Below are 14,599 nucleotides of genomic sequence, written 5' to 3'. Positions count from 1 at the left end.
GTGTGGGGGGAACGATGAAGCAGGTCGCACAGAACTACAAGTCCGGTGAGCTGGTCGTGCTCGACGCGCCGGCACCCACCTGCCGCCCGGGGGGCGTGCTGGTGCGCACGATGTACTCATTGATCTCGACCGGCACCGAGCTGATGAAGGTCTCCGAGGCCCGGCTCTCGCTGATCGGCAAGGCACGGGCGCGACCGGACCAGGTCAAGAAGGTGCTCGACTCCGTGGCGCAGCAGGGCCCGCTGGCCGCCTACCAGAAGGCGATGAGCAAGCTCGACAGCTACACCCCGCTCGGCTACTCGCTGTGCGGCGTGGTGGTCGAGGTCGGTGAGGGTGTCCTCGACCTCAGCGTCGGCGACATCGTCGCCGCCGCCGGCAACGAGTTCGCGCTGCACTCCGAGCTCAACTGGGTGCCGGTGAACCTCTGCGTGCGGGTCCCGGACGGTGTCCCGCCGGAGCAGGCCGCCTTCTCGACCGTGGGCGCGATCGCCATGCAGGGCGTGCGTCGCGCGGAGCCGCAGTTGGGGGAGGTCGCCTGTGTGATCGGACTCGGCCTGATCGGGCAGCTCGTCGTGCGTCTGCTGGTGGCGGCCGGGGTCAAGGTCGTGGGCCTCGACACGGTCGCCGCGCGTTGTCGCATGGCCGAGAAGGCAGGGGCGCTCGCCTGCGCCAGTCCCACCGCAGAAGGTGTCCGGCTGGTGGAGGAGGTCGCCCGGGACAACAGCCAAGGGCTCGGGTGCGACCACGTGTTCCTGGCTGCCGGCGGGCCCTCCAACGAGCCGGTCGAAGTCGCCGTGCGACTGGCGCGAGACCGCGGGCGGGTCATCGACATCGGCAAGACCCGGCTCGATCTGCCCTGGAACGACTACTACGAGAAGGAGCTCGACGTCCGCTTCTCGAGATCCTACGGACCCGGCCGCTACGACGATCGCTACGAGCTAGAGGGGATCGACTACCCCGGTGGCTACGTCCGATGGACCGAGCGTAGGAACCTCGCGTCGTTCCTGGACCTGGTCGCCGGTGGACAGCTGGACCTGTCCGCCCTGGTCTCGAGTGTTCACGACGTCGACGAGGCCACCCAGGTCTACGCCAGGCTCGGCGACGGCACGCTCGAGGGGATCGGACACCTCCTGCATTATCCCGAAGGCGATCGAGCGGCTGCCGTGGACGCCCGGCCCAGCCCCTCCGCGCTACCGCGCGCGACGCACACCGTGGCCGCGCGCCGACGCGCGACCGGTGACAGGCTCCGCGTCGGGTTCATCGGTGCGGGCAGCTATGCCACCTCCATGCTGCTGCCCCACCTGGCCGCCCAGGAGGGTGTCGAGCTGGCCTCGGTCGCCACGACCCGCTCGCTCTCAGCGATCAACGCCCAACGCAAGTTCGGCTTCGAACGGGTGAGCACCCGGGCCGACGACGTCCTCTCGGATCCCGCGGTGGACGCGGTGTTCGTCGTCACCAGGCACCACTCCCACGCCGAGTTCGTGTGCCGCGCGCTCGAGACCGGCAAGGCCGTCTTCGTGGAGAAGCCACTGGCGCTGGATGCGACCCAGCTCCAGCGGGTCGTCGACACGGTCGAGCGCACCGGGAACGACCGGCTCATGGTCGGGTTCAACCGGCGGTTCGCGCCGCTGGTCGCCGAGCTGACCGGTCACCTGCGCGGTTCGCGCGGGCCGCTCTCGATGCGATACCTCGTCAACGCAGGTGGAATGGATCCGAAGAACTGGTATCTCGACCCGGCCGAAGGCTCCCGCTTCGTCGGTGAAGGAGGGCATTTCGTCGACACGCTGTCGGCGGTCGTCGGACAGGACCCGGTCGCAGTCCACTCCTCCGTGCATGGGGACGACGTCCACTCACTCCTCGTCTACCCCGACGGCTCCACCGGGTCGATCGCCTACGTCACCACGGGGAGTCCCCGGTTCCCGAAGGAGACCCTCGATGTCTCCGGGGCCGGTGCCAACGCCCGGTTGGACAACTTCCGGAAGCTGTCCGTCTGGGGGACGGGCCGCGAGACGACCAGGCGCGCGTGGACGGCGGACAAGGGACAACGCCGGGAGATCGCGGCGTTCGTCGACGCGGTGACCGGTGGGGGGGACATGCCGATCAGCATCGAGTCCCTTCTCGCGACCACCCGGGCCACCCTGGCGATCGGTGGCGGTACCTCCGGGGAGGTCCTCTCGCCATGAGCTTCGACCTGCGGTGGTACGCCAGGCGCCTGCGACGGATGTCTGCGACCGAGATGGCGAGCAGGACCCGCGATCTCGTGCTGCGACGCGTGTGGACATCCCGACGCGTGCGGGTCGGCCACGACGCCGGGACGGTCCCCGGCCTGCGGGCGGATCGCCCGGGTCCGGTGCCCGTTCCGCTGGAGAGCGGCACGACACTGCCCGTCCAGGCGCGCCTCGAGGTCATCGATGCCGCGAACAGGTTGCTTGCCGGCGACTGGAGCGTGCTCGGGGTCGCGCGCCTCGACATCGTCTCCCCGGACTGGTTCCTCGACCCGGTGACGGGCAGGCGTGCCCCGCACGACACGTCGGCCTTCCGCATCGACCATCGAGACGAGACCGAGACCGGCAACGTCAAGGCCGTGTGGGAGCTCTCGCGACACCACCACCTCACCGTGCTCGCCGCGGCGTACTGGCTGACCGAGGACGAGCGGTATGCCGAGCTCGTCGACCGTCAGCTGCGTTCCTGGTGGGCATCGAACCCCTTCCTGACCGGTGTGCACTGGACCAGTGGGATCGAGCTCGGCGTCCGGCTCATCTCGTGGGCCTGGGTGCGGCGCCTCCTGGACAGCTGGCCGAAGGTCGGCGACCTGTTCGAGTCGAACCAGGACGCGCTCCTCCAGATCTGGTGGCACCAGCAGTACCTCGCCAGGTTCCCCAGCCGCGGATCCTCGGCCAACAACCACGCGGTCGCCGAGCAGGCCGGCCGCCTGGTCGCGGCGTGCGCGTTCCCCTGGTACGCCGAGTCGGACCGATGGCGCCGCGACGCCGGCGCGCGGCTCACCGGTCACTTCCTCGACAACACGTGGGAGGACGGGCTGAACCGCGAGCTGGCCACCGACTACCACCGCTTCGTCACCGAGCTGGTGACGGTCGCGGCGGTGGAGGCGTCGACCCATGGCGACGACCTGCCCGCGGAGGTCTGGGAGAGGTTGGCGAAGAGCTTCGATGCTGCGGCCGCGATCCTCGACGCGGCGGGGAGACCACCGCGGCAGGGCGACGCGGACGAAGGCCGCGCACTCGTCGTAGACGAACCCGACCAGGCCTCCTGGACCGGTCTCCTCGGCTGGGGCGCCTCGGTCGTCGGTCCCCGGCCGTGGTGGCCGGAACCCCGACCCACGGTGCTCGGTGCCGTGCTCGGGAGCCTCCTCGGCAACCCCCGGGAAGCTCCGGGCCGGGCACCGGTCCGTCCGCGCTCGTTCGCCGGCGCCGGCCTGACGATCCTCTCCACTGACCCTGACCGAGGTCCCGAGATCTGGTGCCGTTGCGACGGCGGCCCACTCGGCTTCCTGTCCATCGCGGCGCACGGTCACGCCGACGCACTCTCCGTCGAGGTGCGGCACGACGGGGTGGAGGTCTTGGTCGATCCGGGCACGTACTGCTATCACGGTGAACCGGCGTGGCGGAGCTACTTCCGGTCCACTCGAGCGCACAACACCGTCGAGCTGGACCGGACGTCACAGGCTCGTGAGGGGGGACCGTTCCTCTGGAGCACGGCGGTGCCGGTAGACCACGTGGTCGAGAGCGGTCTCGACGCGGAGGTGTCGACCTGGCAGGCGCGCCACCACGGCTACGGTCGCCTGGCAGGATCGCCCGTGCACGAGCGCACGGTCGGTCTGGACAAGTCCGCACGCCGACTCACGATCGCGGACCGGATCGGGTCGGGCGAGGGGCACGAGGTGCGTCTGCACCTCCACCTGGGCCCCGCCGTGACGGTGAGCCTAGACGGGTGCCGGGCCGAGCTGACCTGGACCGGCAGGGGCGGCGTGCAGGGCGGGGCGGCACTGTCCCTGCCCACTGAGCTGGCCTGGTCGGCGCACCGCGGAGAGATCGCCCCGATCCTCGGTTGGTACTCCCCGCGCTTCGGTGTCCGGCAACCGATCACGACCTTGGAGGGCGTCGGCACCTGGTCCGGTCAAGTGCTCGAGACGACCGTCCAGTTCGACGCGGTCAGGAGGGCCTGATGCCAGAGCAGATGGACGTGAGATCCGCGTTCTCCCTCATCCGTCGGCGACGGCGCTGGCTCGCAGCCATCGCGATCTTGGGCGCACTGCTGGGCGTCGCATTCGTGACCTGGAAGCCACCGCTCTACACGAGCACCAGCAAGGTGCTGCTCCCGGTGCGCCAGATCCAGGCGAACGGTGAGCAGACGGCCTGGGAGGCGAGCACACAGGTGAGCATCGCCGAGAGCGACGCGGTGCTCGGACCGGCGGCCAGCGCTGTGTCGCCCGCGCTCTCGCGGCGCGAGGTCCACAGCCTGGTGTCGGTGAGTGCACCGACTCCGGACGTGCTCGACATCACCGCACACGGCACGTCGGGTGCGGCGGCGACGGCGCTTGCGCGAGCCGTGGCCCAGGCGGAGATCGCCTACCAGCAAGAAGCGCCGAGCTCACTGTCCAGCGCCGAGCTGGTCGGGCTGCGGAACCGCCGCGACGCACTGCAGAAGACGCTGCACGACGTCGAGATCCAGGTCGCACGAGCACAGAGACGACTCGAGTCCGAGCGCGCGGACTCGACCGTCGCCCGGCGGGACGCGAGTGCGCTGGCGCAGCTGACGGCCCAGCAGACCGCCCTGGTGCTGGAGATCAACTCGCTGGAGACGAAGATGGCGGACGCGTCGGGGGGCGCCGGTGGACACATCCTCGACAACGGCAGCTCGGCCAAGCGACCGCGGCTGGTCCTCTGGTACCTCATGGCAGGGGTGGGAGGTGCGGCACTCGCGGTCGCCCTCTCCATCGTGGTGATGGTCGGCCTGGGTCGGCGCGATGCCAAGCTCGGCACCCGTGACGAGATCGCCGACGCGATCGGCAGCGAGGTGATCGCCTCTCTCAGAAGCCAGGTCCCGCGCAGCGTGGCCGCCTGGAGCTCTCTCCTCGAGCGCTACACCCCGAGCGTGGCGGAGGGATGGACCGTCAGGCTGGCGCTCGCGGGTCTGGGGCTCGACGACCTGGCGATGCGCAACTCCGAGACCCACGCCGGCGAGGTGTCGACTGCCGGGCACCGGCTGTGCGTCCTGAGTCTGGAGGACGACCCCCGGGCCCTGTCCCTGGGTCCGCAGGTCGCGTCGTACGCCGCCTCGATCGGCATCTCGACGAGGTTGGTCCCCGAGCAGGGGGACGCGACGGCGGCGCTGTGGGCCGCCTGTTCCTCCGCCGGCAACGAGGAGATCCGTCCGCACCTGAGGGTCTCGTCCCGGCGTCAGACCACTCATCCGGCGGAGCTGACGGTGCTCGTGTCCGTGCTCGACCGGCGCTCTCCCCAGATGCCTCCCCTGCATCGCTCGGCCATCGTCGTGCTGGCCGTCTCCTCCCGGGCGGCCTCCTCCGAAGACCTCGCGCGGGCGGCCGTGGTCGCCTACGAGGCCGGCTTCCGCATCTCCGGGGTGCTGGTCGCCGATCCGGACCCCCTCGACAAGACGACGGGGAGGCAGCTGCCCCACGAGCGACTGCAGCAGCAGCCCCTGCCGTCCCGGGGGAGCGGACCGCGTCCGGTCTCTCTGCGTGACTCGTCGTGGAAAGGGGGGGCGTCATGACCTCGACCTGGCACATCGAGGACGAGACCGTCGGGCGTCGTGACCCCGAGGTGGCGCCGGCCGGTGGCACGATGAGCCTCGCGTTCGTCCGGGCCACGCTGCGCAGGCTTTGGTACGTCTGGGTCGGGAGCACCGTTCTCGGGTCCGCCCTCGCACTGTGCTGGCTCGTCCTGATCCCTCCACAGAGCATCGGCACCGTGACCCTGTTGCTCGCGCACGACCCCACGACGCAGCCCGACACCGCCATGGCGACCGACGTCAGGCTGCTCCACACCCGAGCCGTGGCCCAGAGGCTGGCCGACGAGCTGGGTTCCGACGAGTCCCCTGACCACCTGCTCAGCAGCATCCTCACCGAGCCGGCGACCTCCAGCGTGCTGCAGGTTGACATCAACGGATCGAACCCGGAGGACGCCGTACGCCGGGCGCGCCTGCTCGGCCAGACGTACCTGGGCTACCGGCAGGAGCAGCTCACCCAGCAGTCCAGGGCCGCCACCGAGGGCTACCGCAAGCGCATCGCTGCGCTGCAGACCCAGGCCGACGCCCTCACGCACCAGTACGACCTGATCACGTCGAGGGGCGAGGACAGCCAACAAGCGGCGGACGTGCTCGCCCGACGGGGCCAGATGATCGGCCAGATCACCCAGCTGCAGGACCAGATCGAGAACGACACGCTCGAGGCCGACGCAGTCGTCACGGCCAGTCGGGTGCTGGACCAGGCCGCCCTCGTGCCGCAGTCGCCGCTCCGGCGCGCCGTCCTGGTCCTGGGGTCCGGGCTGATCGGTGGTCTGATGGTGGGGCTCGGGGCGGTCATGGTGTACGCCGTCACGACCGGTCGCCTGCGAAGTCGTGCCGACGTCGCGTTGGCCATGGGTGTCCCCGTGAAGTTCAGCGCCGGCCCGGTGGCGCCCAGGAGGCGCCGCGGGGAGCGTGATGCCGCTGCACTCGACCTGCTCGTCGACGGCCTGGAGACGGCGTTGCCGGCCGGCGGAAAGCCACCCCGGAGGCTCGGCTTGATCAGCGTCGACTGCGAGCGGGAGGGCGCGAAGGTGCTCGCCGGACTGGCGCGGCGTCTCGGCACGGAGACGTCGGTGCTCGCGGTCGACCTCGCCCGAACCGGTCTGCTCGCGCAGGAGCTGGGATCGCCGGCCTCGGCTGAGGCCGATGCTGAGGCTGAGGAGACGGCGGGCTGGATCGCCGTGGTGACCGGTCCGACCGTCGATGCGGTCGCGGACGTGATGCTCAGCCTCACGCCCTTCGAGATCGGTCGAGGACTGGGGCACGTGAAGTCCACGTCGTCGCGTTGCGTGGTGCTCGTCAAAGCGGGCCGGTCCACGACGGAGCGCCTGAACACCGTCGCGAGGGCCGCGCGAGCGGCCGGCCTGACCGTCGAGTTCGTGATGGTCGTGGGTGCCGACAAGTCCGACCAGAGCTTCGGCGGCGACATACCCATGGCCAAGGCACAGCCGGCGACATGACCGTCGTGATGCTCGGACGAGGAGACACACGACGGGCCGCCTCGGCCCCGCACCTCGACCGGTGGCTCCTGCTGGCGTGGGCAGCGCTGTTCCTCAACGTGATGCCGTTCTCGAGCGCACTGGCCCTCATCCCGTTTCCAGACCTGATGGGGAAGCTCATCTCGCAGGGCGCCCTGCCGCTCGCGCTGCTGTTCGCTCTCCTCGCCAACCCCAGGGGACTGCTGCGGCCCAACGTCTACGTGGTGCTGTTCGCCGTGCTCTGCACGCTGGCGTTGATGGTCAGTCCACACAACACGTTCATGCTGAGCTCCACGTTCCGCGCGGCCAGGTTCGCCGGGTTCATGCTCGTGCTGTGGCTGCTCAGCCCGTTCTGGGGACGCCGTGACCTGGCGCTGTTGCGTTGTCACCGGAACTGCCTCGCGGTCATCATCGCCTCGGTCTTCGTCGGTGCCGTCGTCTCACCTGGACGGGCCTTCTCCTTCGAGGGCCGACTGGCGGGCGTGATCTGGCCGATCTTCCCCACCGAGGTCGCGCACTACGCGTCGGTGCTGATGGGAATCACGGTCCTGCTCTGGATGTGCCGGGTGGTGCCTGGCCGCCATGCCGCGCCGATTCTCGCCCTGACCGTTCCTGTGCTGGTCGCGACCCACACGCGGACGGCGCTCGTGGGCGGCGCCGTGGCACTCGTCCTGGCCTCGGCCAGCCTGCTGCTCGCACGCTCCCGCGCACGCCGGACGTGGATGTGGGGCGTGCTGGTCGCGCCGACCGTTCTGGCCGTCTTCACCTCCGAGCTGGTGAGCTGGTTCCTGCGTGGACAGACCTCCAACGAGGCGGCGGGACTGACCGGACGCACCAGCGTCTGGTCGGCTGTATTGTCGCAACCGCGGCCGACCACCCAGGAGGTCTTCGGATCGGGGATGTCCAACCTGTCCTACAACGGGCTCCCTATCGACAGCAACTGGGTCGGCACGTACCTCGATCTCGGACTGGTCGGTGTCGCCATCGAGGCGGTGCTGCTCATCATCCTGCTCGTGACCGCACTCCTGAGGCCGTCGGGACCCGGCCCCGCCGTCGCGATCTTCCTCGTCGTCTACACGATCTTCAGCTCGATCACCCAGACAGGCATGAGTGGTCCTACGGGGACGCTCCTCGACCTGGCCGTCGCGTCCGCTGCGCTGACCCGATCACGGGGCAGCGAGATCTGAACCGGCGGACGAAGCCGGAGCCGGGCTCCGTGAGTCAGCGTCGGGTGGTCAGCGAGAAGTCGTTGACCTTGAACCTGGCGGGGCTGCCCCCGGTGGAGACGATCTCGAAGCCGAAGTCGATCGCGCCCAGCGTGACATCGTGCGGCAGGTGACCGCGTGCCACCAGCCAGTCGAGCATCTTCTTGAGGGCGAGCTTGCCGTGGGTCAGGCGGTGAGCGGGCACGAACGCGATGTAGCCGTTGTCGTCGGTGGCCCAGACCTTCCAGCGATGACCCCCGAAGCGCCGGGTCGCGACGTGGGAGGCGCCTGAGCCGGAAGGCACCTGGTGGAAGTTCTCCGTCCAGATCATGACCTCGTGCTCGCCGGGCACACCGTTGAGCCAGATGTCGTAGGCGGCGTCGTAGACGCCGACGTGCGGCGTCCGTGCTGCCCAGGTGCTGCTGATGTGGGAGAAGGAGCGCAGACGCGGCTCGTGGCCGGTGGACCAGTTGTGGAAGTCCTTGTGCACGTTGGGGTAGGTCTTGACCGCGCCGTCTCCGCTGGAGTTGTCAGCGGTCGCGGTGACCTTCCAGTTGCGGAACGAGCACGCGGAGAGGGTCTGGGACACGTGGTAGGACGAGGCGTTCCACATGTCGTTGTGCACCCAGTACCCCCGGTTGCCCCACATCCCGTCGGGGCTCGACGTGACGTACTCCGGATGTGTGCACGCGGCCGCCGTGGCGGTGTCAGCGGCCCCGAGTGGGAGCAGAAGACCTGCGACCAGTGCCAACACGACAGATAGGCGTTTCACTCCGGGACCCTCCACGGCTGATGTGCTCGTCGTCCGCCCGGTCGGCACGTCGGCTCGCCGGGGCGGGAAGGCGCCCCATGCTGCCACGTCGTCGACGGAATCGCGAGACCCCCGGACGTGCGCACGACAGCTCGGCTGCGCGGACCGACGTCTGCCCTCCGCAGTGGCAGGTATCGGCGGCCTGGGAGTCGGCGAGCGAGCCCGTCCCCTTCATTGATGACTGATCTGGACACGGCTACGGGTGGGCCACACGATGTTGCGCATGAGCGGAAGGGGCGGCAGGTGCGGCCCCGGTCGACATGTCGTCGTGGCGAGAAGACAGGTGCGTGCGGGGCTCGTCGCAGCGGGGACCTTCGTCGTCGTCCTGGTCGCGGTGAAGTCCGGCTTGACCCAGTCGTGGGACCGGCGGGCAGCCGACTGGTTCCGGCCCCACGACGAGTGGGGTGCGACTCAGGTGCTTCTCGGGCCTGTCATCGACGGGCTCGAGCCGCGTCGCTCCTACGTGCTTCTGGGCCTCGTGGCAGTCGTCCTCTGCCTGCGGCGCCGCAGCTGGCGGCCGGCTTGGTACGCCGCGCTCGTGGCGACCGCGAGCATGGGTGCCACGATTGCGGTCAAGGTGTTGACGCATCGTCCTGACCCGACCGGCGACGTACCCTCCACAGGAGGTAGCTTCCCGTCCGGGCACGTCGTGGCTCTGTCCGTCTGCCTGGCCTTTGTCGCGTTGATGTGCTGGAGGCGCACCCGGTGGTGGCACTGGGTCATCGTCTCCATCCCCCCGGCAGTGATGGCCGCCGCGCTCCTGTACTCGAACGCGCACTGGCTGACCGACGTGTTGGGTGGAGCCCTGCTCGCCGTCGCGCTTATCTGCTGGGCGGCTTCGCTGCCGCTCCGCACCCTCGTCACGGAGCCACGCGTCGCCGGGGATGAGGAGAACGGCCGGCCTCGGTCCGTCGTGGCCGAGAAGCCCTGACAGATCGACCCGTACCCAACTTAGGGGTCTGCGGCGCCCGTTGGCCGCGAAGTGGTGGAAGCGCCACAACAGTTGCATCCGGAGCCTTTCGTTCACGTGGTCCAGGGGGGAAGCTCGATGCAGATGGCTGTTCGCGGGTCAAGGGTGGTCTCGCCGCCCGACCTCGCGCGTGAGGCCGAGGTCGTCCCTGCCGCCGATGAGGTGCCCCGGTCCGACCGGGTGGTCCTCCGAGGCGGGGGCCTTCTTGCACCGAGACGTGCGGGCCCGAGGAGCTTGCCTTGATGTCCGTTGCAGTGCGGTACCGCGCCTCGCGGTTGGGACGGGCCCGCTGGGGACGGCACGGCACGACGCATCGGCTGGGCTGGGGCCTGGCCGATCAGGCGGTCTCCAGCCTGACCAACTTCCTCCTGGTGATCTTCGTGGCGCGGTCGCTCGGGCCCCGAGACTTCGGCATCTTCAGCCTGGCCTACGCCACCTACGGTTTCTCCCTCAGCGTCTCCCGCGGCGTCGCCACCGAGCCCCTCGTGGTGCGCTTCAGCGGGGTGGCGCGCGAGTCGTGGCGGGGCGCTGTCCGGGTGGCCTCCGGCACTGCCGCGACGGTGGGGTGTGTGATCGGGGCGACCTGCGGACTTGTGGGACTCGCGACGTCCGGTGCGGTGGGCGGCGCGCTGATCGCGCTCGGGATCGTGCTGCCTGGCTTGCTGCTCCAGGACAGCTGGCGCTACGCGTTCTTCGCCGCCGGCGAAGGCCGGAAGTCGTTCCTGAACGACCTGGCCTGGGGGTTGGCCCTCGTCCTGCTGCTGTCCTTCGCCGCCCACAGGGGTGGCGTCGCGTGGTTCGTGTTCGCCTGGGGTGGTGCCGGCGGCCTGGCTGCGCTGCTCGGGGCATTCCAAGCCAGGATCCGGCCGCGGCCGTTCGGCACCCGGGCCTGGCTGTCGCAGCAACGGGAGCTCGGCGCACGGTACTTGGCCGAGAACCTCAGCATGAGCGCGGTGACCCAGCTGCGCGTCACCTTCCTGGGGCTCATCGCCGGATTGTCGGCGGTCGGTCAGGTGCGCGCCGCTGAAGTGCTGCTCGGGCCGTGGCTCGCCGTCGTGATGGGTCTGAGCATGGTCGCCGTGCCCGAGGCAGCCCGGGCGCTACGTCGATCGGTGCGCGCCCTGGTGGCCTTCTGCATCGCCTTGGCGATCACCCAGGCTGTCGGCGTCGTCGCGTGGGGCCTCGCGATCATGCTCCTGCTGCCTGACCAGCTCGGGGTGCGCCTCCTCGGGGCGCTGTGGGTGCCGGCCTCAGCGCTGATCCTCCCGACCACCCTCGCGTTCGCGGGCATCGGCTTGATGAACGGCGCCAATGCAGGCCTGCGGGCGCTGGCGGCCGCACGCAGGAGCCTGCGGGCGACGCTCGTGTGCGCGTGCGCCTACCTGACCGGAGGTGTCGGCGGCGCTGCCGTCGGCGGCGCCGCAGGTTCGGCGTGGGGCATCGCAGCAGCCACGGGGACCGGTGCGGTCGTGTGGTGGTGGCAGCTCCGCGCCGGCCTGCGAGACCTGCACCGCTCGCCCGCACCCCCCGACCTGTCCGAGACCGTGCAACCTGACATGAAGGCGACCCTGTTGTGAATGCTCTGCCACGGCTCACTGTCGGTCTTCCCGTCTACAACGGGGAGAACTTCGTAGTGGAAGCGCTGGACTCCTTGCTGGGCCAGACCTTCACCGACTTCGAGCTGGTCATCTCTGACAACCACTCCACCGACCGCACCGAGGAGATCTGCCGCGAGTACGCCGCTCGGGACCAGCGGATCCGCTACCTGCGGCAGCCACGCAACATCGGGTGCAACCCGAACCACAACTTCCTGCTCGGTGAGGCGAGGACGCCGTACTTCAAGTGGGCCGCGCACGACGACCTCTACGGCCCCGAGCTGCTGGCCCTGTGCGTGGCGGTGCTCGACGAGCAACCGGATGTCGTGCTGAGCCACGTCGACAAGGCGATCATCGACGAGGAGGGGAAGGTGGTCCACAAGTTCGACTATCTCCTCGACACGGGCTCGCCCGACCCCGTCGCACGCTTCCGCAGCCTGCTGATCGCCGACGGTCCCGACGACGAGTATGGCGTGATGCGAACCCAGGTGCTGCGCAGCATCCGGCCCAAGGGCAGCTACCACCACGCCGCCCGGCCGTTCATGTCCGAGATCGCGTTCCGTGGACGGTTCCACCAGGTGCGCGAGCTGCTGTACTTCCGACGCGACCACGCCGGCCGAGGCGACCGGAGGGCGACCATCCCTGCGCTCAGCACGAACCTCGACCCGAACCGGGCGGGTCAAGGCACCCCCCGGTTGGTGGCCGAGTACGTCTACCGCTACTTCGAGGCCGTGGCCCGGGCGCCGATCTCCCGGTCCCAGAAGCTCGCCTGCTACCGCCTCCTCGTGGGCCGGCTGTCCGGAAGCGGGTTCCACCGGGCGAGGAGCCGCAACAGCGATCCGAACTGGTCGGCGGGCCAGCTCGCGACGACCGACTTGCCGGTGTCCGCCGGCACGACCAGGGGAGACACGACCTCATGACCACCACACAGACGCCTGGCACCTCGACTGCCCCGCCGCGTGCCGGCGACGTCGTCCGGGTTCGCAGCAGGGAGGAGATCCTGGCGACCCTGGACGCGAACGGGCGCCTCGACGGGCAGCCCTTCATGCCCGAGATGCTCGCGTTCGCGGGCCGTGACCTCCCCATCAGCGCGATCGCCCACAAGACCTGCGACACGATCAGCCGCCCGTCGACGGGCCTCCGGCAGCTCGAGCACACCGTGCACCTGGCCGGTGCCCGCTGCGACGGCAGTGCCCATGGCGGCTGTCAGGCCGGCTGTCTGCTGTTCTGGCGGGAGGAGTGGCTGGAGGACTCCGACGGCCGCCCGCTGCGCGCGCAGCCGCGGGCGGCGTCGAGCCCGGTCGCCACCGAGGAGACGCTGCACGCCGACACGGTCGCCGGCGCCGATGAAGACGGAGCCACCGTCTACCGCTGTGCCGCGACCGAGGTGCTGCGAGTCACCAGGCCGCTGCCTCCGCTCGAGCCCGCCCAGTACGTCGCGGACGTGCGCTCGGGCAACTTCGCGGCGGCGTACGTGCTCCGTGGCCTGCTCGTGCTGGCGTTCAACCAGTTCCAGAAGCTGAGCCGCAAGCTGCTGCCGCGGCAGGCGCGCATCGCGGACGGCCGGCCCTTTCCGTTCTTCCGTGGCACCGGACCGGGAACTGCGCCCGAACCCCTCCGGCTACAACCCGGCGAGCTCGTCGAGGTGAAGAGCAAGGACGAGATCATGGCCGCGCTGGGGCCCAACAGCAAGAACCGAGGGCTCATCTTCGACGGCGAGATGCTCCCCTTCTGCGGGCGTCGCGCCCGGGTGCTGAGATCCGTCGATCACATCATCGACGAGCAGACCGGCCGGATGATCCACCTACGTGACTGCGTGATCCTCGACGAGGTCACCTGCATGGGCAGATACCACCGATTCTGTCCCCGGGCGATCTACCCCTACTGGCGCGAAGCCTGGCTGCGGAGAGTGAACGAAGGAGTGAATGGACAATGACGACGATTCGGAGCCGGCTGGCCACCTCGCCGGTCGCGCGGGCGGCCGCACTTCCGCTGCGGACAGGCATGATCGCGCGGCATGATGCCCGTGTCGTCGGGCGGTCTGTCGACTGGCTGGTGCGCGGTCGCGAGACCACCAACCTCACCTATGACCTGGACCCGCTCAACCGGGAGCAGCTCTGCTGGTTCGTCTCCGCCGTGTCCGGCGCGGAGGTCGGACAGGCGCGGGAGTGGGTCACCGAGCTCGAGGACGACCAGGAGCTCTTCGATCATGTCGTGGCGAGTCTGTCGACCCACCCACGCCGGGGGATCGGTGCACGAGAGCCACACTGGGCGCGGCGGCTGGGGTGGTACGCCCTGGTCCGCGCGCTCGAGCCCGAGCACGTCGTGGAGACCGGGACCCACTTCGGTCTCGGCTCCTGTGCGATCGCGGCCGCACTGCTCCGCAACGGGCACGGGCGGCTGACGACGATCGACATCGACCCGCAGGCCGGCTACGTCATCGGGGGTCCATGGGCTGATGTCATCGACCAGCGGACGGGGAGCTCCGTCGAGCTGCTCGCAGGGCTGGACGACGTCGACATCTTCCTCCATGACAGCCTGCACACCTACGACTACGAGACCGCGGAGCTCGGTGCCGTCGAGCCGCGGCTGAGTCCGGGCGCAGTGGTGCTGTCCGACAACGCCCATGACTCGGCGGCCCTGTCGCACTGGGCGGAACGAACCGGCCGCCAGTACCTGTTCTTCAAGGAGCAGCCCGCGCGGCACTGGTGGCCCGGGGACGGTCTCGGCGTGGCCTGGAACGGCAAGGAGCCTGCCTGAGGGGGGTGAGA

General features: G+C 69.9%; 11 protein-coding genes. 10 read left to right on the top strand and 1 reads right to left on the bottom strand.

Annotated features, from left to right (window positions below; all coding sequences use genetic code 11):
* Positions 1-14: 14 nt before the first annotated feature.
* Genes BJZ21_RS15855 through BJZ21_RS15835 form a run of 5 tightly spaced genes read left to right on the top strand, consistent with a single transcriptional unit; the run spans position 15 to position 8,434 of the window.
* Complete coding sequence (locus tag BJZ21_RS15855) at positions 15-2,183, top strand: bi-domain-containing oxidoreductase (RefSeq protein WP_179664636.1); 2,169 nt, start codon at positions 15-17, stop codon at positions 2,181-2,183.
* Entirely contained in the window at positions 2,180-4,186 is a 2,007-nt protein-coding gene (locus BJZ21_RS15850) for an alginate lyase family protein (RefSeq protein WP_179664635.1), read from the top strand. The genes BJZ21_RS15855 and BJZ21_RS15850 overlap by 4 nt, the downstream gene beginning before the upstream one ends.
* On the top strand, positions 4,186-5,754 hold the full coding sequence (locus BJZ21_RS15845) for a Wzz/FepE/Etk N-terminal domain-containing protein (RefSeq protein WP_179664634.1): 1,569 nt from the start codon (positions 4,186-4,188) through the stop codon (positions 5,752-5,754). The genes BJZ21_RS15850 and BJZ21_RS15845 overlap by 1 nt, the downstream gene beginning before the upstream one ends.
* Positions 5,751-7,229, top strand: coding sequence for a GumC domain-containing protein (locus BJZ21_RS15840; RefSeq protein WP_179664633.1), 1,479 nt, complete (start codon positions 5,751-5,753; stop codon positions 7,227-7,229). Before BJZ21_RS15845 ends, BJZ21_RS15840 begins: the two co-directional genes overlap by 4 nt.
* On the top strand, positions 7,226-8,434 hold the full coding sequence (locus BJZ21_RS15835) for a hypothetical protein (protein WP_179664632.1): 1,209 nt from the start codon (positions 7,226-7,228) through the stop codon (positions 8,432-8,434). Before BJZ21_RS15840 ends, BJZ21_RS15835 begins: the two co-directional genes overlap by 4 nt.
* A gap of 34 nt (positions 8,435-8,468) precedes the next feature.
* On the opposite strand, the gene BJZ21_RS15830 is transcribed toward BJZ21_RS15835, so the two are convergent.
* Positions 8,469-9,224 (bottom strand): glycoside hydrolase family 12 protein, encoded by a 756-nt coding sequence (locus BJZ21_RS15830; RefSeq protein ID WP_218851520.1) that lies wholly within the window; start codon positions 9,222-9,224, stop codon positions 8,469-8,471.
* A 322-nt stretch (positions 9,225-9,546) separates the two neighbouring features.
* Between BJZ21_RS15830 and BJZ21_RS21485 the strand changes: the two genes are divergently transcribed.
* The 5 genes from BJZ21_RS21485 to BJZ21_RS15805 all read left to right on the top strand — a co-directional run bounded on the left by BJZ21_RS21485 (position 9,547) and on the right by BJZ21_RS15805 (position 14,588).
* Entirely contained in the window at positions 9,547-10,194 is a 648-nt protein-coding gene (locus BJZ21_RS21485; RefSeq protein WP_179664631.1) for a phosphatase PAP2 family protein, read from the top strand.
* Between the two features lie 281 nt (positions 10,195-10,475).
* Positions 10,476-11,810 (top strand): MATE family efflux transporter, encoded by a 1,335-nt coding sequence (locus BJZ21_RS15820; RefSeq protein WP_179664630.1) that lies wholly within the window; start codon positions 10,476-10,478, stop codon positions 11,808-11,810.
* Positions 11,807-12,748 carry a glycosyltransferase gene (locus tag BJZ21_RS15815; RefSeq protein WP_179664629.1) on the top strand — a complete coding sequence of 314 codons (942 nt, stop codon included), beginning with the start codon at positions 11,807-11,809 and terminating at the stop codon, positions 12,746-12,748. Before BJZ21_RS15820 ends, BJZ21_RS15815 begins: the two co-directional genes overlap by 4 nt.
* Positions 12,745-13,764, top strand: a complete 1,020-nt coding sequence (locus tag BJZ21_RS15810) for a hypothetical protein (protein WP_218851518.1) — start codon at positions 12,745-12,747, stop codon at positions 13,762-13,764. The genes BJZ21_RS15815 and BJZ21_RS15810 overlap by 4 nt, the downstream gene beginning before the upstream one ends.
* On the top strand, positions 13,761-14,588 hold the full coding sequence (locus tag BJZ21_RS15805; protein ID WP_179664628.1) for a class I SAM-dependent methyltransferase: 828 nt from the start codon (positions 13,761-13,763) through the stop codon (positions 14,586-14,588). The genes BJZ21_RS15810 and BJZ21_RS15805 overlap by 4 nt, the downstream gene beginning before the upstream one ends.
* Positions 14,589-14,599: the final 11 nt, after the last annotated feature.

Origin of the sequence: Nocardioides panaciterrulae (assembly GCF_013409645.1) — a bacterium.
GTDB lineage: Bacteria > Actinomycetota > Actinomycetes > Propionibacteriales > Nocardioidaceae > Nocardioides > Nocardioides panaciterrulae.
The sequence above is the reverse complement of the archived record's forward strand: the minus strand, read 5'-3'. Positions and strand labels throughout refer to the sequence as shown.